General features: G+C 53.6%; 17 protein-coding genes. 6 read left to right on the top strand and 11 right to left on the bottom strand.

Annotation, left to right across the window (positions count from 1 at the left end):
* Window positions 1-78 precede the first annotated feature (78 nt).
* Complete coding sequence (locus QZJ86_RS15820) at window positions 79-987, top strand: NAD(P)-dependent methylenetetrahydromethanopterin dehydrogenase (RefSeq protein ID WP_301671435.1); 909 nt, start codon at window positions 79-81, stop codon at window positions 985-987.
* A 49-nt stretch (window positions 988-1,036) separates the two neighbouring features.
* Window positions 1,037-1,936, top strand: a complete 900-nt coding sequence (locus QZJ86_RS15825) for an NAD(P)-dependent methylenetetrahydromethanopterin dehydrogenase (protein WP_301671436.1) — start codon at window positions 1,037-1,039, stop codon at window positions 1,934-1,936.
* Between the two features lie 43 nt (window positions 1,937-1,979).
* Here QZJ86_RS15825 and QZJ86_RS15830 read toward each other — a convergent pair whose 3' ends face one another.
* Window positions 1,980-2,618 carry a response regulator gene (locus QZJ86_RS15830; protein ID WP_301671437.1) on the bottom strand — a complete coding sequence of 213 codons (639 nt, stop codon included), beginning with the start codon at window positions 2,616-2,618 and terminating at the stop codon, window positions 1,980-1,982.
* A 165-nt stretch (window positions 2,619-2,783) separates the two neighbouring features.
* On the opposite strand from QZJ86_RS15830, the gene QZJ86_RS15835 reads away from it, so the two are divergent.
* On the top strand, window positions 2,784-4,493 hold the full coding sequence (locus QZJ86_RS15835; protein WP_301671438.1) for a proline--tRNA ligase: 1,710 nt from the start codon (window positions 2,784-2,786) through the stop codon (window positions 4,491-4,493).
* A gap of 94 nt (window positions 4,494-4,587) precedes the next feature.
* Here the strand turns inward: QZJ86_RS15835 and QZJ86_RS15840 are convergent, their stop codons facing one another.
* From QZJ86_RS15840 to leuS, 4 genes are all read right to left on the bottom strand, one after another.
* Window positions 4,588-4,758 (bottom strand): rubredoxin, encoded by a 171-nt coding sequence (locus tag QZJ86_RS15840; RefSeq protein ID WP_301671439.1) that lies wholly within the window; start codon window positions 4,756-4,758, stop codon window positions 4,588-4,590.
* 80 nt (window positions 4,759-4,838) lie between these two features.
* Entirely contained in the window at window positions 4,839-5,867 is a 1,029-nt protein-coding gene (holA, locus tag QZJ86_RS15845; RefSeq protein WP_301671440.1) for a DNA polymerase III subunit delta, read from the bottom strand.
* 2 nt (window positions 5,868-5,869) lie between these two features.
* On the bottom strand, window positions 5,870-6,373 hold the full coding sequence (locus QZJ86_RS15850) for an LPS-assembly lipoprotein LptE (RefSeq protein ID WP_301671441.1): 504 nt from the start codon (window positions 6,371-6,373) through the stop codon (window positions 5,870-5,872).
* Between the two features lie 22 nt (window positions 6,374-6,395).
* Window positions 6,396-8,984, bottom strand: a complete 2,589-nt coding sequence (leuS, locus tag QZJ86_RS15855) for a leucine--tRNA ligase (RefSeq protein WP_301671442.1) — start codon at window positions 8,982-8,984, stop codon at window positions 6,396-6,398.
* 91 nt (window positions 8,985-9,075) lie between these two features.
* On the opposite strand from leuS, the gene QZJ86_RS15860 reads away from it, so the two are divergent.
* Both QZJ86_RS15860 and QZJ86_RS15865 read left to right on the top strand, forming a co-directional pair.
* The gene (locus tag QZJ86_RS15860; protein ID WP_301671443.1) at window positions 9,076-9,567 is read left to right on the top strand and encodes a zinc ribbon-containing protein; all 492 of its coding nucleotides are present in this window, start codon (window positions 9,076-9,078) and stop codon (window positions 9,565-9,567) included.
* Between the two features lie 58 nt (window positions 9,568-9,625).
* Window positions 9,626-10,399: a ParA family protein gene (locus QZJ86_RS15865; protein ID WP_301671444.1), complete on the top strand. Its 774-nt coding sequence runs from the start codon at window positions 9,626-9,628 to the stop codon at window positions 10,397-10,399.
* A gap of 94 nt (window positions 10,400-10,493) precedes the next feature.
* Here QZJ86_RS15865 and phoU read toward each other — a convergent pair whose 3' ends face one another.
* Window positions 10,494-11,219: a phosphate signaling complex protein PhoU gene (gene phoU / locus QZJ86_RS15870; RefSeq protein ID WP_301671445.1), complete on the bottom strand. Its 726-nt coding sequence runs from the start codon at window positions 11,217-11,219 to the stop codon at window positions 10,494-10,496.
* A gap of 288 nt (window positions 11,220-11,507) precedes the next feature.
* On the opposite strand from phoU, the gene QZJ86_RS15875 reads away from it, so the two are divergent.
* Window positions 11,508-12,311 carry a UDP-2,3-diacylglucosamine diphosphatase gene (locus tag QZJ86_RS15875; RefSeq protein ID WP_301671446.1) on the top strand — a complete coding sequence of 268 codons (804 nt, stop codon included), beginning with the start codon at window positions 11,508-11,510 and terminating at the stop codon, window positions 12,309-12,311.
* 40 nt (window positions 12,312-12,351) lie between these two features.
* Here QZJ86_RS15875 and QZJ86_RS15880 read toward each other — a convergent pair whose 3' ends face one another.
* The 5 genes from QZJ86_RS15880 to QZJ86_RS15900 form a co-directional block, all read right to left on the bottom strand.
* Window positions 12,352-12,822 carry a VPLPA-CTERM sorting domain-containing protein gene (locus QZJ86_RS15880; protein WP_301671447.1) on the bottom strand — a complete coding sequence of 157 codons (471 nt, stop codon included), beginning with the start codon at window positions 12,820-12,822 and terminating at the stop codon, window positions 12,352-12,354.
* Between the two features lie 118 nt (window positions 12,823-12,940).
* Window positions 12,941-16,528 carry an ExeM/NucH family extracellular endonuclease gene (locus QZJ86_RS15885; protein WP_301671448.1) on the bottom strand — a complete coding sequence of 1,196 codons (3,588 nt, stop codon included), beginning with the start codon at window positions 16,526-16,528 and terminating at the stop codon, window positions 12,941-12,943.
* Between the two features lie 462 nt (window positions 16,529-16,990).
* Complete coding sequence (locus QZJ86_RS15890; protein WP_301671449.1) at window positions 16,991-17,401, bottom strand: ExbD/TolR family protein; 411 nt, start codon at window positions 17,399-17,401, stop codon at window positions 16,991-16,993.
* Entirely contained in the window at window positions 17,382-18,092 is a 711-nt protein-coding gene (locus QZJ86_RS15895; RefSeq protein ID WP_301671450.1) for a MotA/TolQ/ExbB proton channel family protein, read from the bottom strand. The genes QZJ86_RS15890 and QZJ86_RS15895 overlap by 20 nt, the downstream gene beginning before the upstream one ends.
* Window positions 18,093-18,179: 87 nt before the next feature.
* Window positions 18,180-19,139 carry a TonB family protein gene (locus QZJ86_RS15900; protein ID WP_301671451.1) on the bottom strand — a complete coding sequence of 320 codons (960 nt, stop codon included), beginning with the start codon at window positions 19,137-19,139 and terminating at the stop codon, window positions 18,180-18,182.
* Window positions 19,140-19,172 lie beyond the last annotated feature (33 nt).

Below are 19,172 nucleotides of genomic sequence, written 5' to 3' on the forward strand. Positions count from 1 at the left end.
TCGGCCACCAGCCTAGAATTGTTATCAACTCGCCTTTTCTTTTATACTTACCGGCTAATCAAATTATAAGAGGCCATCATGGAAAAACCCTTTATCCTGCACATGCTGACAACAGCCAAAAATTTAAGCCCATTCGACGTCAATATGGCGATGGATGCCGGCTGGATTTCAGCGATTCCGTATATCAATGTTGAGCCCAGCGAAGTCAGGGGTTTGGTTCAAGATGCCATTTTCTCCCGTAGCCCTAAAGGTCTGTTACGCACCGCAATCTTCATCGGCGGCCGCGAAACCAAGCAGGCGATGGACATGCTGAAAATGGCCAAGAACTCCATGGTGCCTCCTTTCGAAGTATCGGTATTCGCCGACCCGAGTGGCGCGTTTACCACCGCAGCCGGCATGGTCGCCGCCGTCGAAAAAGAATTAGCCGATAAATTCGACACCACGCTGGAAGGCAAAAACGTGCTGGCCTTGGGCGGCACTGGCCCGGTCGGCCAAGCCGCCGCCGTGATTGCCGCGCAAGCCGGCGCGAATGTCAGAATCATCGGCAGACAGCTGGATAGAGCCGAACGCACCGCAGAGCTGTGTAGCGAGGAATTCGGCGACGGCAAAATCACCGTATCCGCCGGTGCCGATGCCGACAAAGCCGAATATATGCAAACTGCCGACATCGTGTTTGCCACTGGCGCTGCCGGCATCGAGTTGCTGAGCGCCGAATTGATCGCCAAAGCCCCACAATTGAAAGTTGCGGCCGACGTTAACGCGGTACCGCCATCAGGCATCGCCGGTGTCGATGCGTTCGATAATGGCAAACCCATTGCCGGCTCTATTAGCGGCGCGGTGGGTATCGGCGCGCTGGCGATAGGCAATATCAAGTATCAGGCACAAAGCCGCCTACTGAAAAGAATGCTGGAAAGCGATCAACCGCTATTTCTGCACTTTGAACACGCTTTTGAAGTCGCCCGTGAATTTATTAAATCGACTAATTAACAAGCTAAGTTCCCCCCAAAGTCTGCCAATCACAGAGGGTAAGGTAAAAATGGCAAAACGCAGCATACTCCACATGTTCGACCCGATGCCAAACAACAGCCCGTTTGACATCAACATGGCACTTGATGCAGGTTTTGATGTATTGATGCCTTACTCCAACGTCAAATTGGAAAGTATCCATAACTTGACTCAGGATGCGATTTTTTCGCGCAGCCCGTCGGGCATCAAAAAAACCGCCATTTTCATCGGCGGACGCGATATGGGGATGGCCATCGACATGCTGCAAGCCTGCAAACCGGCCATGGTGCCACCGTTTCAGGTATCGGTGCTTGCCGACCCTAGCGGCGCCTGCACCACTGCCGCGGCGTTGGTGGCCTGCGTGGAAAAAGCCCTCAAGGACAGCCACGGCAAAGAATTGAAGGACTGCAAGGCTCTGGTTTTCGGCGGCACCGGCCCGGTTGGTATCGCCACCGGCGTGCTTGCATCCTTGCAGGGCGCCGAAACAATCTTGGTGGATCATTTATCCATCGATTCCGCCCAAGACGCTGCCAAACAATATAACCGGCGCTTTGGTGCCCACATGAGCGCGGCGGTCGCCCGTAACGACGAGGAAAAATCAGCCTTGATCGCCGATGCGGACATTGTATTCTGCACTGCAAAAGCCGGTATCCGCGTCATCAACGCTTCAGTGCTGGCACAGGCCAAACAATTGAAAGTGGCGGGCGACGTCAACGCAGTACCGCCATTAGGCATCCAAGGTATCGAACTCAACGATTTCGCCGCGCCTTTGACCTGTCAATCGGCTAATGCGGTTGGCGTCGGTGCGTTAGCAGTCGGCAACGTCAAGTACCAACTGCAACACGAATTGCTCAAATCGCTGCTGGAAACCGAACAACCGATATTCCTGGATTTTCGCGAAGCATTTAGCAAAGCACGCACACTGGTGTAAATCTTTCAGGATTCGGCGCTTTACCGCACCGAATCCTGCTCCATCAAATGCTATCGAGATAATTAAACTTGACGGCCAGCCTGGTTAATTCCACATCGTTTTTAATACTGAGTTTGTGATACACCCGGTAACGGTAGGTATTAATAGTTTTGGGGTTAAGCGCCAACGCCTCCGACATCTCTTGGATACTTTTGCCGCGTAAAATCAAGCGCACTACTTCCGCCTCACGCTGTGACAACTGCAAAAATGGCGAAACGTCCCCACCCGGCAGAAATTGAAAAGCCAGATTACTGGCCACATCCTGGCACAAATAACGCTTGCCCGACATCACGGTTTTGATCGCCGCCACCATCTCGCTGACCGGTGAAGCCTTGGATACAAAACCGACCACACCGAGTTTCAGCAATTGCTGCGGTATCGGACCGTCGTTATGAACCGATAACGCGATGATCTTCACGGAGGGACTGGTTTGCAAAACCCGCCGACAAGCTTCGAATCCGCCGATCCCTGGCATATTAATATCCATCAAAATTACATCGGGCGGATTCTTTTCGACGATTTGCAAAGCCTGTTCGCCGCAATCGCAAACCCCGACCACGTCGATATCGTTTTCCGCAGCCAACAATGCTTCTATACCACTCCTGACCAACTCATGATCATCAACCAACAACACTTTAATCATATCTTCCTATCGCCAGACCTATCTATCCCGTCAAGTTTCCCAGATTTCGCCATCATCGGCAATGCCGAGCACCATCAGTATAGACCCGAAACTTATTAGCTGATTCGTCGTTTTAGCTTTTAGCCGTTAAAATAGCTACTTTGATAAACCAACCTTAGGGCCAACATGCGCACTTCCCAATTTCCACTTAGCACCGTCAAAGAAATACCCGCTGATGCTGAAATCGCCAGCCATAAACTCATGATACGTGCCGGCTTAATCCGCAAACTCGCCGCTGGCGTATACACCTGGCTACCGCTGGGCCTGCGGGTATTACGCAAAGTCGAACATATCGTCCGCGAAGAAATGAACAAAGCCGGTGGTCTGGAAGTATTGATGCCCGCCTTGCAACCGGCGGAATTATGGCAGGAAACCGGCCGCTGGGAAAAATACGGTCCGGAACTGGCGCGAATGAAAGATCGCCACGACCGGGATTTTTGCCTGGGCCCCACTCACGAAGAAATCATCACCGATCTGGCCCGCAATGAGCTGAAAAGCTACAAGCAACTGCCTATCACCTATTATCAAATCCAGACCAAATTCCGCGACGAGATCCGCCCCCGCTTCGGCGTGATGCGTTCCCGCGAGTTTGTGATGAAGGACGCCTACTCCTTCCATCTTGATCAGGAATCGCTGCAACAAACCTATGAAGTGATGTACCGCGCCTACACCAATATTTTCAACCGTTTTGGCTTGAAATTTCGGGCGGTGATCGCCGACTCCGGCTCGATAGGCGGCGCGGTTTCGCATGAGTTTCACGTGCTGGCCGATACCGGCGAAGATGCCATCGCCTTTTCCACGCTCAGCGATTACGCCGCCAACATCGAAAAAGCCGAAGCGCTGATGCCGCAAGGCCAACGCGCCGACGCCACCGAAGCACTGACACTGGTCGACACGCCCAATCAGCACAGCATCGAAGAAGTCAGCCGCTTTTTTAATGTCGGCGCCGAGCAATGCCTGAAAACCTTAATCGTCAGAGGCGAAAACGACACGTTGGTAGCCTTGTTGCTGCGCGGCGATCACGAATTGAATCCGATTAAGGCTGAAAAAATCGACGGTGTGCTATCACCACTGCAATTTGCCGGCGATGCCGAAATTATCGATGCCTGCGGCTGCAAACCGGGCTCTATTGGCCCTATCGGCCTGAAGATGACTATCATTGCCGACCGCGGCGTCACGGTCATGTCAGACTTTATATCCGGCGCCAATCAGGATGGTAAGCATTATAAAGGCACCAACTGGCAACGTGATTTGCCATTACCCGAACAAATCGCCGACTTGCGCATGGTGGTGGAAGGCGACCCCAGTCCGGACGGCAAAGGCGAAATTACTATCGCCCGCGGTATCGAAGTTGGGCATATATTTCAGTTGGGCAACAAATACAGCGAGGCGATGAATGCGGCTATCGTCAACGAAGCCGGCAAAAACCAGATCATGATCATGGGCTGCTACGGTATCGGTATTTCCCGCGTGGTGGCTGCGGCGATCGAGCAAGGTCACGACGAGCGCGGCATCATCTGGCCTAACGAACTGGCGCCGTTCCAGGTGGTGATTTGCCCGATGAATATGTATAAATCGGACCGTCTGGTTGATACTGTCGAAAAAATCTACCAGGAATTACAGGATGCCGGCATCGAAGTGCTGCTGGACGACAGGAAAGTTCGCGCCGGTTTCATGTTCTCGGACATGGAGTTGATCGGCATCCCGCATCGTATCGTCATCGGCGATCGCGGACTGGACAGCGGTACTGTCGAATATCAAGGCCGGCTTGACAAGGAAAGCCAGGATGTGGCGTTTGCCGACATCGTCAGCTTCATCAAAGCAAAATTGGCTTAAACGACGAAAATCCTCCGGGATTGATTAAACAAAAAAGGGCGCAATCTGCGCCCTTTTCTATTTCCGGCTAAACGTATATTGCCGAAAGCCGATGTTATCGCATCAAGGTGAACATCGCTTTAACGGCGCCGCATTTCGGGCAGCCCCAATCTTCCGGCACGTCTTCCCAGCGAGTGCCAGGTGCAATGCCCTGTCTTGGATCGCCCAATTGTTCGTCGTAAATGTGACCGCAAGTTTTGCATTTGTATTTTCTAAATTCTGCCATTTTAGATCCTCAGTTTGTGGATGGTTTAAACAAAGCGGCCGAATTGTAGCCCATGCTCCCCGCCTAAAAAACCACGAATATTAGAAGGTAACATTAACTAGTCCACGGCTTTTCGAGAACAACACGCATATCGCAAACAAGCTCTCCCACTCGTCACCGGCAATTTGACCCTTGATTCGGCGATCTGCATCACTACTGGCTTGTAAAATCGTTTCCAACTCCCTGGCCTTCAAGCGATGCAAGGCCTCTTGCACCAATTGCTTACGCTTATCCCATATCTGGTATTTTTTGTAGACAGACTCTTGCTGGCCACCCCGTTTCAATTCGGCCTTGATATTAAACAGCGTCCGCGCTTCGCGGCTAATCGCCCACAGCACCACCGGTGCCGCAACGCCCTCCGCTTTAAGCCCGGCCAGAATTTTAACGGCCCGATTCAACTTGCCCGATAACAACGCGTCCATCAGCTTAAACACATCGAAACGAGCGCTGTCGGCCACATCGTCGTCAATCATGGCTTTGTCGATACGGCTGGCGCCATGCAAGATGTATAGCTTTTCGATCTCCTGCGCCGCCGCGAGCAAATTGCCTTCCACCCGACCCGCCAAACTTTTTAACGCGTCGTTCTCCAGATGCATGCCTTTGCGCTCAGCCCGGCGTTGCAGCCAGTACAACAGCTCCTGGCCTTGCAAGGGCCAAACTTGCACAATCGCGCCCACCTTATCCAACGCTTGAAACCATTGCGCCTTCTGCGCTGCGCTTTCCAATTTACCGGCGGTAATCAACAACAGCGTATCTTCTGGCAAGCGCTGGCAATAAGCGCTAAGCGCTTTAGCGCCTTCCATGCCGGGCTTGGCGGAAGGCAGGCGCAAATCGATGAGCTTTTTATCGGAAAATATCGACAGCGATTCGGCTTCGGCAGTCAATTGCGGCCACTCGTTGCCGGTATCGATAGAGATCACTTCGCGGGTGGCGTAACCAGCCTGACGGGCGGCTCGACGAATGTCGTCCGCCGCCTCGCCAAGCTGCAAAGGCTCATCCCCGCTGACCAGATAGACCGGTGCCAGGTTTTTTTGCAAGGCAGCGGTTAATTGGTCAAGCTTGAGACGCATGCTTATTTTTTCTGATTGTCGACGGCGATGCGGGCGCGCGCCAAAATCATACGAGCGACTTGTTTGTAGATTTCGGTGCGGATCAATTGCTCTTCGTTGCCCTTCGCCAGCACGGCGGTCTGGTCGTTAAAAAACTCCCTGGAGATCTCGATCACTTGCTCGTCCATTAAAGCATTTTCCTTGCTATCGAAAAATTGGAAGCGCAGATAATATTCCAGCTCCGACTCGCTGGATTTACCGGTGGAACCGATCGAGAGCACCCGACTACGCATCTCTTCTCTGAGCACTTTCACCACCACGCCGGCGTCATTCGGAGACCCAACTATCTTGCCTTTCGAGGCTTTCATCAACGACAGTATTTCAGTTTGCAGCGGCGGCGACGAACCGAAAACATAGAGATTTTTCAGCGCTTCCGGCATCTCGATCGAGCCGCGCAGATGATATCCGCAGCCAACCATCGCCGCCAATACAGCTATCAATACCATCCGGCTCGTTTGCTTCATCATTTGCTTCTCGAAAATACGGCGGTTAAACAACGATATTCACCAATTTTTGCGGCACCACGATCAGTTTCTTGACCGGCTTGCCTTCGAGATAACGCTGCACGTTCTCGTCAGCCAAGGCCAGCGCTTCGATTTGCTCCTTCGAAGCCGTCGCCGCTACCGATAATTTACCGCGCAATTTGCCGTTGACCTGCACCACCATCTCGATAGCGTCCTGTTGCAAGGCCGATTCGTCAATCACCGGCCAAGCGGCAACCACGATGTCGTCGTTGTGCCCCAACTCGTTCCACAGCGCTTGAGCCACGTGCGGAATGATGGGCGCCAGCATCAACACGATAGCGTCCAGCACTTCCTGACGCACCGCCCGGCCGTTGCTGCTTTCATCCTCGAACTTGTTCAAGGCGTTGACCAGTTCCATGTTGGCGGCGATCGCGGTGTTGAAGGTATGGCGGCGGGCCATGTCGTCGGTGACTTTTTGCAAGGCTTGATGCAACTGGCGACGCAAAGCTTTTTGGTCGTCGCCCAACACTGACTTATCCAATGAAGCTTCCGGCAAGCCAGTCTCGACATGCAGATACACCTGCCGCCACAAACGTCTCAAAAAGCGAAACGCGCCTTCCACGCCGGCATCATTCCATTCCAAGGATTGATCCGGTGGCGAGGTGAACATCGTGTACAGACGCACGGTGTCGGCGCCGTATTTGTCGATCAACACCTGCGGATCGACACCGTTATTCTTGGACTTCGACATTTTCTCGACCGCGCCAACCGTGACCGGCGAACCGTCTTCCAGCAATTTGGCACCGACGATCTTGCCCTTGGCGTCGCGTTCGACGTCAATCTGGGTCAGGTTGAAATAGCGTTTGTGACCGTGATCGTCGGTTTGATAGAAGGTTTCGGCGATCACCATACCTTGCGTCAGCAAATTTTTGAACGGCTCATCGCAAACCACCAGACCTTCGTCGCGCAGCAGCTTGGTGAAAAAACGCGCGTAAAGCAAATGCAAAATCGCATGTTCGATGCCGCCGATGTAATGATCGACCGGCAGCCAGTAATTGGCGCGCTGGTCCAGCATTGCCGTGTCGCAGTCTTTGCTGGCGTAACGGGCGAAATACCAGGACGATTCCATAAAGGTATCGAAAGTGTCGGTTTCGCGCCGTGCCGGCTTGCCGCATTTCGGGCAATCGGTATGCGGAAAGGTGGGATGCGCGGCCAGCGGCGATTGCGAGCCGTCCAGCACCACGTCGCGCGGCAAGGTCACCGGTAACTGGTCGTCCGGCACCGGCACGGTGCCGCAATCGTCGCAGTAAATCACAGGAATCGGCGCGCCCCAATAACGCTGGCGGGACACACCCCAGTCGCGAAGTCTGAAATTGGTCTTGCGCTCGCCTTTGTTCAAGCCGGCCAGTTTGACGGCGATAGCGTCGAAGGCTTGCTTGAAATTCAAACCGTCGAACTCACCGGAATTAAGCAGCACGCCTTTGTCGGTAAAGGCTTTTTCCGCGACGCTGTCGTCGGCGCCATCGGCGGATGCGATGACTTCCTTGATCGCAATACCGTATTTTTTCGCAAACTCGTAGTCGCGCTGATCGTGAGCCGGAACCGACATCACCGCGCCGGTGCCGTAATTCATCAACACGAAATTAGCGATCCAGACCGGCACCGATTCGCCGGTCAAGGGATGTATCGCGGTGTAGCCGGAGGCGATACCGCGTTTTTCCATGGTTTCCATCGCCGCTTCCGAGGTTTCCATCAGCTTGCAGGACTCGATGAAGGCCGCGATGTCGGCATTGCTTTCGGCGGCTTTCAAGGCAACCGGATGTTCGGCGGCCACGGCGACGTAAGTCACCCCCATCACGGTATCCGGACGCGTGGTGTAAATCCGAATTGGCGCGTCGAAACCTTCGACGGCGAAATCCATCTCCACGCCTTCCGAGCGGCCTATCCAGTTGGCTTGCATGGTTCTGACCTGCTCCGGCCAGCCAGGCAAGTTCTCCAGCGAAGTTAATAATTCATCGGCATAAGCGGTGATTTTCAAAAACCACTGCGAAATTTCCTTTTTCTCGACCTGGGTATCGCAACGCCAGCAGCAACCGTCGATGACCTGCTCGTTAGCCAGAACGGTCTGATCGTGCGGACACCAGTTGACCGGCGCGGTTTTCTTGTAAACCAAGCCTTTTTCCAAGAGGCGCAGGAAGAACCATTGTTCCCAGCGGTAATAGCTCGGATCGCAAGTCGCCAGCTCGCGGCTCCAGTCGTAACCGAAGCCTAAGCGTTTGAGCTGCTCGCGCATGTAATCGATATTCGAATAGGTCCAGTCGGCCGGATGCACTTTGTTCTGCATCGCCGCGTTTTCCGCCGGCAGGCCGAAGGCATCCCAGCCCATCGGTTGCAGCACATGTTTGCCCTGCATGCGCTGAAAACGGCTGATCACATCGCCGATGGTGTAATTGCGGACATGGCCCATGTGCAGCTTACCGCTGGGGTAAGGAAACATCGACAGGCAATAGTATTTTTCCTTGCCGGTATCTTCAGAAGCTGTGAACACCCCGGATTTTTCCCAGTCGGCTTGTACTTTTTGCTCTATCGCCGACGGTTTGTAATGCTCTTCCATCCTATTCGTCTTTTGCTATAAAAAGGCGCTAGAATACCTTAGAGGCGCTTAAATCTAAAGCGTGAAATCATTAAAACAACCGGGAGGAACCATGGGCGAAAACAAATTGATCAAAGCGTACGACGATCTGATGGGCCATCTTTACGAGGCGCTGGACGACACGCTGCACACCATTGCCGACGCTTTGGAAATAGCCAAGGAAAAAACCAGCGCGCTGGGCGGCCACACCCAGGAAGAGATCAATAAAGTCGCCGACTACGTGATGCGCGACGTCGAGCATGTCGCCACCTCGCAGACCACACTGAAGGAAGAAAACAATTCGCTATCGGAATGGCTGAAATTCGACATCGATTTGATCGAGAACTTCGCGCTGGATGCCTTCATGGACATCGCCGACAAGACCCGCGTCAAGCTGGCCGCGCTGGAGATGGAGGCCAAGTTGTATCATCCTTATAAAAGCGGCGAAGTCGCCGGCCCCGGCACCTTCGTCTGCGATGCTTGCGGCAAGCAAATTGCCTTCAAATCGACCAGCATTATCCCGGCTTGCCCGGAATGTAAAGGCGATAGTTTCTCACGCTGTTGATATTGCAGGCTTTAACCTTATAATGCGGGCTTTTATCTTTTAGCAATCGAGGGCGATTATGCGCAGGGTGATTTTTAATCAGAAAGGCGGCGTAGGTAAATCCACCATTACCTGCAATCTGGCGGCCATCAGCGCTGTCGAAGGCAAAAAAACCCTGGTGATCGATCTCGATGTGCAAGGCAATTCCACCCAATATCTGCTGGGCGACAAAATCGCCGATTCCGATAAAACCATCGCCCACTTTTTCAAGGACAGTCTGGGCCTGGGCCTGTTCGGCGGCGGCAAGGAAGGTTTGGATGGCTTGATTCATGAGTCACCGTTCCCCAATCTGTATGTATTACCATCGCATTCGGACCTGGAAGGTTTGCAAAGCCGGCTGGAATCGCGCCATAAAATCTACAAATTGAAAGAGGCTTTGGAAAAACTGGAGGGTTTCGATCAGGTTTATATCGACACCCCCCCTATCCTGAATTTTTACAGCCTGTCGGCCCTGATTGCCGCCGAAAAATGCCTGATTCCGTTCGATTGCGACACTTTCGCCCGCGAAGCCTTGTACACCTTGATGCGTGCCATCGCCGAAGTGAAGGCCGATCATAACGAGAAGCTGGAAGTGGAAGGCGTCATCGTCAATCAGTATCAAAAACAAGCCAATCTACCCAGACAACTGGTTGACGAATTGATCGCCGAAGGCTTGCCAGTGCTGGAAACCAAAATTTCCACCTCGGTGAAAGTCCGCGAATCGCACAGCGATGCCCAGCCCTTGATTCACTATGCGCCCACTCACAAGCTAACCGAGGAATATCGAGCCCTGCATCTGGAAATTCACAAATAAGGTTTTCGGTAGCAACCGACAACAAAAAAGCCGGCATTGCCGGCTTTTTTGTTTTTATCACGCGATAAATCCCTACAATCCGCAAATCCGACAACTAGCCAACTGCCAGCTTGCGCGCCATGCCGCCATGCCGCACATCGATGCCATCCAGCATGAAAATCGCATGCTCGGCAATGTTCCGGCAATGTTCGCCGCAACGTTCCAGGGCTTTCATCATTTGCATCACATCCAATGCCCGCCGAATCATCCGAGCGTCATGCATGACCAGCGCCAACTGATGTTTGATGCCTTCTTGCAATTCGGTTTCGCAATCCCGGTCGCATTGCAACAATACGTAAGCTGACTTGGAATCTCGACTCTCGAAAACCACCATCAACTTATCCAAGATCAGTTTAATCAATCCGCCGATGTTGACGATGTCGGTTAACAGCTTTTGATTCGGATCGCTGGTATCGGGATCGAACAACACCACGATCAACTTAGCAAAATCGACTATTTCATCGCCTATTCTGGCCAGCTCGACGGTAATCTTAGAGGTTGATATGACATACCGCAGATCGTTTGCCACCGGACAATGGCGGGCGATCACGTTCATGACTTCGGTATCGATCCTGCTTTCCAAATGCGCGACTTTTTTGTGCCGGGATACGACTTTTTGCGCCAACTCGGCATCGCCGTAATCCAGCGCGCGCATCGCTTGTTCCAGCTGATAGACCAACAGATCGGTCATTTCCAGAAGCAGGCTACCCATATACCCTAATTCAGTGTCGAACACATGCAAGGTATGTAGATTGTTCACGGTCTCAATTTGATTCGTCATCGCCCTGTCTCTTGCTAGTTTAAAGTGCAATTGGTAATAAGCAAACCATAGAACAGCAATATGACAGGAATGTGACCTGGCGCCATAAATAGCTAGTTAGCCTTTGTTTTTAAACAATAATTTTTTAATCTCCACCGAAAAATATCGATCTTCCGATTCGCAAACATTTAAACAAGACCGCTTGCACCGACTTTCAATCCATGGAAAGAGAAGTTCGATTTGTCACGCTGCTGTCACAAACACAGACAAAAATACCCCCGACCGACACTACATATTCGGCGTTTGCTTATGACTACACCTTTTTATCGAACCATCTGGATCTCCGACCTGCACATTGGCTCCACCCAGTGTCAGGCCGACGCGCTGCTGGATTTTTTAAAACATAACGACAGCGAAAAACTGTATTTGGTCGGCGACATCATCGATTTTTGGGCACTGTCCAAAAAAATGTACTGGCCGCGCGATCACAACACCATCATTCAAAAAATCCTGCGTAAAGCCCGGCACGGCACCCAGATCATCTACATACCCGGCAACCACGACGAAAACGTTCGGGATTACGACGATTACATATTTGGCGATATCGTCGTCAAAAAATCCGACATTCATACCACTGCGCAAGGCAAGCGTTTCCTGATCGTACATGGCGACGAATACGACACCATCGCCAAGCATCACCAATGGTTAGCGAAGATTGGCAGCCTGGGTTACGACTGGCTGATCGAAATCAACCGATTTTTGCGGATGTTTAGACGACTATTCGGCCGCCAGTCGCATTTTTCGCTAGCGGCTTTCGTTAAATTCAAAGTGAAAAATGTGGTGCAATTTATTTCAGATTACGAAGAAAGTATCGTCCGCACCCTGAAAAACGAAGGCCTGGACGGCGTGATTTGCGGGCATATTCATCATGCCGAAATCAAGGAAATTGAAAACTTCTTATACGTCAATACCGGCGATTTCGTCGAAAGCTGCACCGCCATCGTCGAACACCACGATGGCAGCCTTGAGTTGATCAGATGGCTCAAACAAGAAGCGCCGCTTCAAGACCATCAAGCGAAAACCGAATTACCCTCATCCAGACTAATCCTGTGAACGAAGCCCCCCAGTCGCGGCAGCTTCGCTTCCCGCTCAATTAGCGCCTTTCAGCCACTTTCCGGCGTCGAGCGGACACCATCCACCCCAAACCGCTCGCAAACAACCAGGCCGACGCGGGTAACGGCACCGCAGCAATATTGAACGAACCAAAACCCGCATCGCCGGACAGCGATTGATAGGCAAGATAAGGCGCGTCTCCCGGCAAACCGGAGCTTGACACCAAGGCAAACTCAGGGGCGAAAGCACTAACGGCATAACTGACTCCCAGAAATAGACCATCCAAGAAATCGGCCGTCGGCGTGAATTCGGCATGGGTCAAATCAAACGAAGTCGATAAAAAATTGAACGTCAACGACGACAGATTAATAGACTCCAAGCCTGAATTTGTCAGGCTGGCGTTATCGTAGGCAAAACTGCCGCTATAAGATTCGCCAAGCAGCGAACCTGAATCAATGGTGCCGTTGAAATCGTAACCGACCAGCGCCGCCTCGGCTGTTGGGGCGATCATTAACATCCAGCACAAGCAGGCAGCGGCAGCAATTTTTGAAAAATTGAACATATATCATCCTATTTAAAATGGGTCTGACACCGCCCGCCTGTATGGAGAGCGGTGCCTAAGCAATTGTTTAGAAAACAAAGTTAACGGCGTTATTCAGGCCAGAGGCGATGACGCCGCGCACCAGAATTAAAGCCCGTTGCACGGCCGGACCGGCACCGTCCGCGTCGATATACACCAAGGTATCGTTACCGGAGGCGGCAAACTTGACGATACCGTCGGCGAGTGGATCGGCGCCTTGATAACCCAGGCTTTGCAGCAACGCTGTCAACACGATCTTGTCTTCACCCAGCGTAAAGTCAATGATCGTATCGATACCGTCGGTCACGCCGACATAGACAAATTCATCGTCATTTAAGCCGCCAGTCAAGGTATCCGCGCTACCAAAGCCGCTGATTCGATCTTTGCCGGTGGTGCCGTTCAAAATGTTTTTGGCTGATGTGCCGTTGACAATATTGATGGTTTCGCCCAATTGCAGGCCAACGATCACCGGATCGTGATCCGAGGTGCGGTATTGATCGGCGGCGTATAACGGTAACGCAGCCGGTTTGGCTTCGAAGCTAGCTTCGCCGGCATCCGCGATGGTGTCGTTGTAGTCGAATGAAGGCGCTTCGTCTGCATTGATATGCCAATCCGAGGTGTTGCTGACTTGCGGCAGCAGGGCTTTACTGGCCAAGGCATGATCCAAATAACCGGTCTGACCGTCAAACACATAAGAATAGGCAGATTCGCCACCAAAGGCTTTGACCAGATTGGTGTAGTCATCGCCGGTATTGGCAATATCGTCAGGGCCGCTTTCGATCGCTCTGATCGGATCTTCCTTAGCGTAGCTGTTCAAATCGCCAATAATCAGGTAATCCGGGTCGCCACTGCCAGTCGGGTCGCTATTCAACCAATCCACCAGCGCCATCGCCGCGTTTTTGCGGGTCAGATTGCAACTACCCTGACCGTCATTCGCATCCACATCCCCCGCGTCGGTACAACCCGACGGGCGTTTCGACTTGAGATGATTGACCGCAACCGTCAGTTTTTCACCGGTGGAAAGCTGATTAAAGGTTTGCGCCAGGGCCGGACGATTCTTGGTATCGATAAAGCGCGCATCGTCACTGGAAGTTAATAGTTGGAAGCTGCCTTCCGGATTAACCGTCGAGGTTTTATATAGCAATCCGACTTTAATCGCATCGGTGCCGATGGTGCCGGTGTCGATATAGTTGTACGGTCCGCACCCGCTAATACCGTTGGCCGCGCCAACCAAAGCACTCAACGAGGCCGTTGCGTTGTTTTCAATCTCCATCAGGCCCAGGATGTCGGCATTCATCCCACATAATGCCGCAGCGGCCTTTGCCGTTTGCCGCGCCAGTTCCGCCGCCGAATCCGCACCACGGCAATCCTGACCGCCCAAACAATCGCCAAACTCATTACTGACGCTATTATCGACCGTCGTGAAATAGTTCAGCACATTGAAGCTGGCCACCTGCAACGATCCGCCCAGCTCAGGCGCCGCCTTACGCGGATTCGCCGAGCTAAACGTGTAATCGAACAATGCCTCGACCGGACGTATCCGCCAGGCATCGGTACCTGAGGCTCCCGCAAATGACCAATGCAAAACCCCGCTCAGGTTAGTCATGGTATCGCCGCCGCGGAAGCGATTGGTGGTGCTGAGGCCGTTGCTGGGATACGGCAAGGGCAAGCCGCTATTCAAAGCGTAGTTTTGAGCATTATTGCCGTCGTCCAGAATGATCTGACGTTTAGCCAGCGTGATATTTTGGTTAACCAGGCCGGTCGCGCTGGGATTGGAGACACTGGTAAATGTCGGGATACGTCCGCCCTGCGACAAGACCAACTGACCAAAACGTTCCAGTTCAAAATATTCCGACACTTTCAAAGTCGCCGGTATCGTGACCAACATCCCTTCCATTTTTTCATAGTAGGCGTTAATGACGTCCGTGGCCGTTGTCAAATTGCCATTCGGCACATTAGGCACCGGTAACGTCAGCGTGGCTGCAGTCGGGATGGCTTGGCCATTGGCACATACCTGGACATCAGTGAGAGTACCCAGTTGAGTCATGTTGAAAAACTCCGCCGGCGTGCCGGTAACCCGCACTCGGTCGCCGACACTGACATTGGCTAATGCCGTAGTGCCGTCGAAGACGAAAATACCTTCCGAAGTGGCAGAGTCGCCATCGGCATCGGCGTCTTCTTCCTGTACGAAGTAACCGCGTAGCGAATTGGCGCTGCTACCTTGATAATCGCCGACCACGATGCCTTCAATCGTGGTGCCCGCTACGCCGCCAAGTGGCGTGCTGGCACCGCTGCCCTGCACGGCGGAAATTTTGGTGGCCGGCGTGCCGCACGCGTTAACCGCATCGTCGTTGATGATGGTACCGACGGCCTGACCGCCCGTAACCGTTGCGCCGCTGACATTGCTGACATTAACCAGAAAGGCTTCGTCGGCTTCCACAACCGTATCGCCGTTGACCGGCACCGTAAAGGTATAGTTGGAACTGCCTGCCGGGATGGTTTGACCGGTCAGATTTTGACTTGCGTAATCGCTATTCGCCGTTGCCGATATATCCGCGGTAGCGATGTCGAATGTCACACCGCCCGCAGGGGCCGGCGCGGATAGACCGACATTGAACACATAATTGCTGATGCCGCTGTTCCCCTCGTTCCGAGAAACATCGCTAACGGTTAAAGTCGGCACCGTGGCAAGCTCATTGTCGGCGATCGAAATGTTTTGGCTGGTAGTCGCGCCGAGCGTGATCCCGCTGGATGGGTTACTAATCGTTAAAGCTGCGGTTTCCGTCCCTTCCGCCAGCGTGTCGTCGACAACCGTAAAGGTGACAGATCCCGAAGTATTACCGCTGGGAATGGTAATGACGGCGTTGCTCAGGCTATAGTCGTCAGCCGTGATGCCGGTACCGGTAACCGTCAGACTGACGGTTTCGTTGTCGGTGACCGCCGCCGAAGCGGTGGCCGTGACAGTCACGACCGTTGCCCCTGCTTCGCTAGCTGCCGTAACGCTAACCGCAAGATTGACGCTCGGAATGGCGTTAATCGGGGTACAGGCCGATGCCCGATTTTGCGGATTACTCGAAGCGCTATTCAGCGTAAAGTCGCTGGCATTATCATCGGTATCCTGGTTGTTCTGACCGATGGCATTACGCTCCTGGCTTTGGTTGGCGTTGCTGGTCGTTTGCGCCAATACCGTGCCTTCTTTATAGGCCGAAGTGGCCGACATGCCGACCGCATCGATCACCACATTACCGGCTGTTAGAACCGCAAGCCCGCCGCTGTCGGCAATACCGGTGCTATAAGTTTGATCACCAACGACTGCGCCTGAGTATCCGCTGGCCGCGCTATTGGTCGCCAAAAAACGACAACCGGGTGCGAGAACAGTACCCGCCGCAATCGTCGCCCTGGTACCGGTAGCCCCCGTGCTGCTGGAACCATTGATTTTCCAGCCGCCGATATCGACCGCTTGGCCGGACAAGTTATACAACTCGACAAACTCGTCGTTACCGCCATTGGGCCCGCGAGTGCGAAACTCGCTAATCACGATGTCGGTGCTCACCGCATGCGCTAACGGCACAAAATTAAGTGCGACCAACACCGCCAAACTCAAGGGATGCCGCTTAGGTAATGAATTTCCAGCCATGATGTTTCCTGATTTTTATGGGGATAACAGTGCTTAGCCGGCGACAAACCCGGCATTGACCGGATCGTTACGCGCTGGCGGCAGGGACTATCCAGTTCAATGAAAAACTAGACATGGCTCACAAAATTACTTTTCGAATGTGTCTGTTTGATGTCGGACTTGTTAAGGCTTTATGAAAACCGCGCCTTAACTGCTCTCATAAGAACCTGATCGCCCTGAAGCGCCTGATAAATCGTGGGTCGCGGGAAAGGTACGCTGGCAGTGGGGGTTGGCTGCGTATCCAAAGCGCAAGAACGACTTGCTGCGTCCATCCAGGGCAGAAATCAGCCCACGGACGACGTTTTTGAAGTGAATGGATGAAAAAGTATTTCTACTGAGTGCTCTATCAAGTTACGGTGGCAAACACGCAGTTGGAACCAGTAAATATCCCCGGCTTTGCCGGAGGATATTTGCTGCCCAGCCTTATTGCTCCACTGTCACGAAGGACAACTTGCCGATCCCGGAGTGTTGCGCGCTGGCCATGACCTTGGCTACCGAATCGAATACGGCCGCTCTGTCGGCCTGCAACTGGACGCTAATGTCGGGGTCGCGTTCCTGCAAGGCCTTTAGTTCGCCTTCCAGATTGGGCAGAGGCACCGGCTTGTCGTCCAGCATCGCTTCGCCGCCGGCGGTGACGGCCAGAACGGCTACGTGTTTGTCCGGTGTCGGCTCGGTCTGTCCGGTTTTTGGTAGTTTGACCTTCACCGCCTGGGTCAGCAACGGCGCGGTGACGATAAACACGATCAGCAACACCAACATCACGTCGACCAGCGGCGTGACGTTAATTTCGCTCAGTTCGCCGCCTTCGTCGTCGCTAGGCCGTTGCATGGACATGCTCGTTCTCCTGATGAGCGTTGCTTAAATCGTTTTGAATGCAGACGCGTAAAAAGTCGGTGGCAAAATGTTCCAGTTGTGCCAGTCGCACTCGGTTCTGACGCAGAAAAACGTTATAGGCAATCACCGACGGAATCGCGACCGCCAGGCCAACCGCAGTCGCAATCAAGGCCTCGCCGATCGGTCCGGCCACCACTTCCAGGCTGGCGTTGCCTTGCACACTGATGTCTTTCAGCGCGTGCATAATGCCCCAGACCGTACCGAACAAACCCACAAACGGTGCCGTTGACCCAATACTGGCCAGCCAGCCCAGGCCGGAATCGAACAAAGCCCGTTCCTTTTGCAGTTGCTGACGCAGACTACGTTCGATCAGCTCATGCCAGGCCGCGGTATGTTGCAGGGTTTTCCGAGATTGTGCGCTGGCCTGTCCATAGGCCTGCTGGCCGACCTGCCACAAGCGGCCAACCGGTGTCGCCAATTGTTTGCCTTGTAATGGACTTCGCTCCGCCCCACTAGGCATCAGTTCGTTAAGATCGATCGGCGGCATCAGTTGATTCAGTCGGTAGCGGTGCCACAGCAGTTCGCCAGCCTTCAGCAAAATCACGCTCCAGGTCAATACCGAGAAGCAGGCCAGCAGGTATAGCGTGCCACCGACTATGGCAGTTTCGGAAAAACTCAAAGTAGGGTTCATAGTATTCTCGTTGTTGTGCTATCTGTTTAAAATCATTCCGTGCACGCTCCCTGTCGTCCGCTCAAATCGTCCTTGATCCAGGCCAGGTCACCCGTCCTGGGTAAATGCCACCGTGATCGTCACCGCCATCTGCCGCGGCGGCTTAGCCATCGGCGCGGCGCCCCGCGCCGCCAGCAACGCCCTTTCATCGAGCAGGGCCGAACCGCTGCTCTTCTGGACGGCCAGAGATCCCGGCAGGATATCGCCGCTATCGGTAATGGTAAAACGGATCACCGGTGCGCCTACGTAACCGCTATCGCGCGCTTCCTGCGGATATTCCAGATGGTTCTGGATCGCCTGTTTAAGGCCGGCAAGGTACTTGCGGATCAGGCTGGCTTCCAATTCTCGCGGCTTCAAGGTTTGCAGCTCCTGCTGCGTATCCGCCCCTTTGGGCAGCGCCTGTTCGCCGGCGGCTGGCGCGGCATTTGTCGCCTGCTGCTCCGGCTGTTGTTCCGGTTCCAGTTTCGGTTCTGGCCTGGTCTCGGTCTTCTCCGGCAGCGCCTTCGCCTTTACCGGACTTGGCGCCTTGCGTGTGGGCGCCGTCGCCTTTTTCGCCGTCTTTTTCGCCATCTCCTGGGGAGGCAACGCAGGCGCCTTTTGCGCACTATCGTTGCCCCTCTGCTTCTGTTCGAGCTGGCGGTTGCCGACCATGCCGATAAATTCCACCACCAATAGTTGTTCGCGTTTCGGCGGCTCGCTACGCTTTTCGTTTAACAAGCCCATCGCCAGCCCTGCATGCAGCGCCAGCGAAACGGCCAAGCTGAGGAAAGCCAGACCAAAACGGGAATCTGCGACTACGGGCGCCTTCGCCCCTGTCTCCGTGCGCATCACATCCCTGGCTCTCACATATACCGCTCGCGTTCCCTGAACCAACGCAATCATGAGCCGTTCACCTCCAGCGATAGGGCCACCCTTGAAAAGCCGTGCCTGAATATCGGCGATGTCGCTGAAGCGCAGTAACGTCATCTTCTTATCCCTAGCCAGCGGAACGGATAGGTTCTGGTCCATAGCGCCCCGCCACTCCATGTTCATGCCGATACC

Source organism: Methylomonas montana, from assembly GCF_030490285.1.
In the GTDB taxonomy this organism is placed as follows: Bacteria; Pseudomonadota; Gammaproteobacteria; order Methylococcales; family Methylomonadaceae; genus Methylomonas; species Methylomonas montana.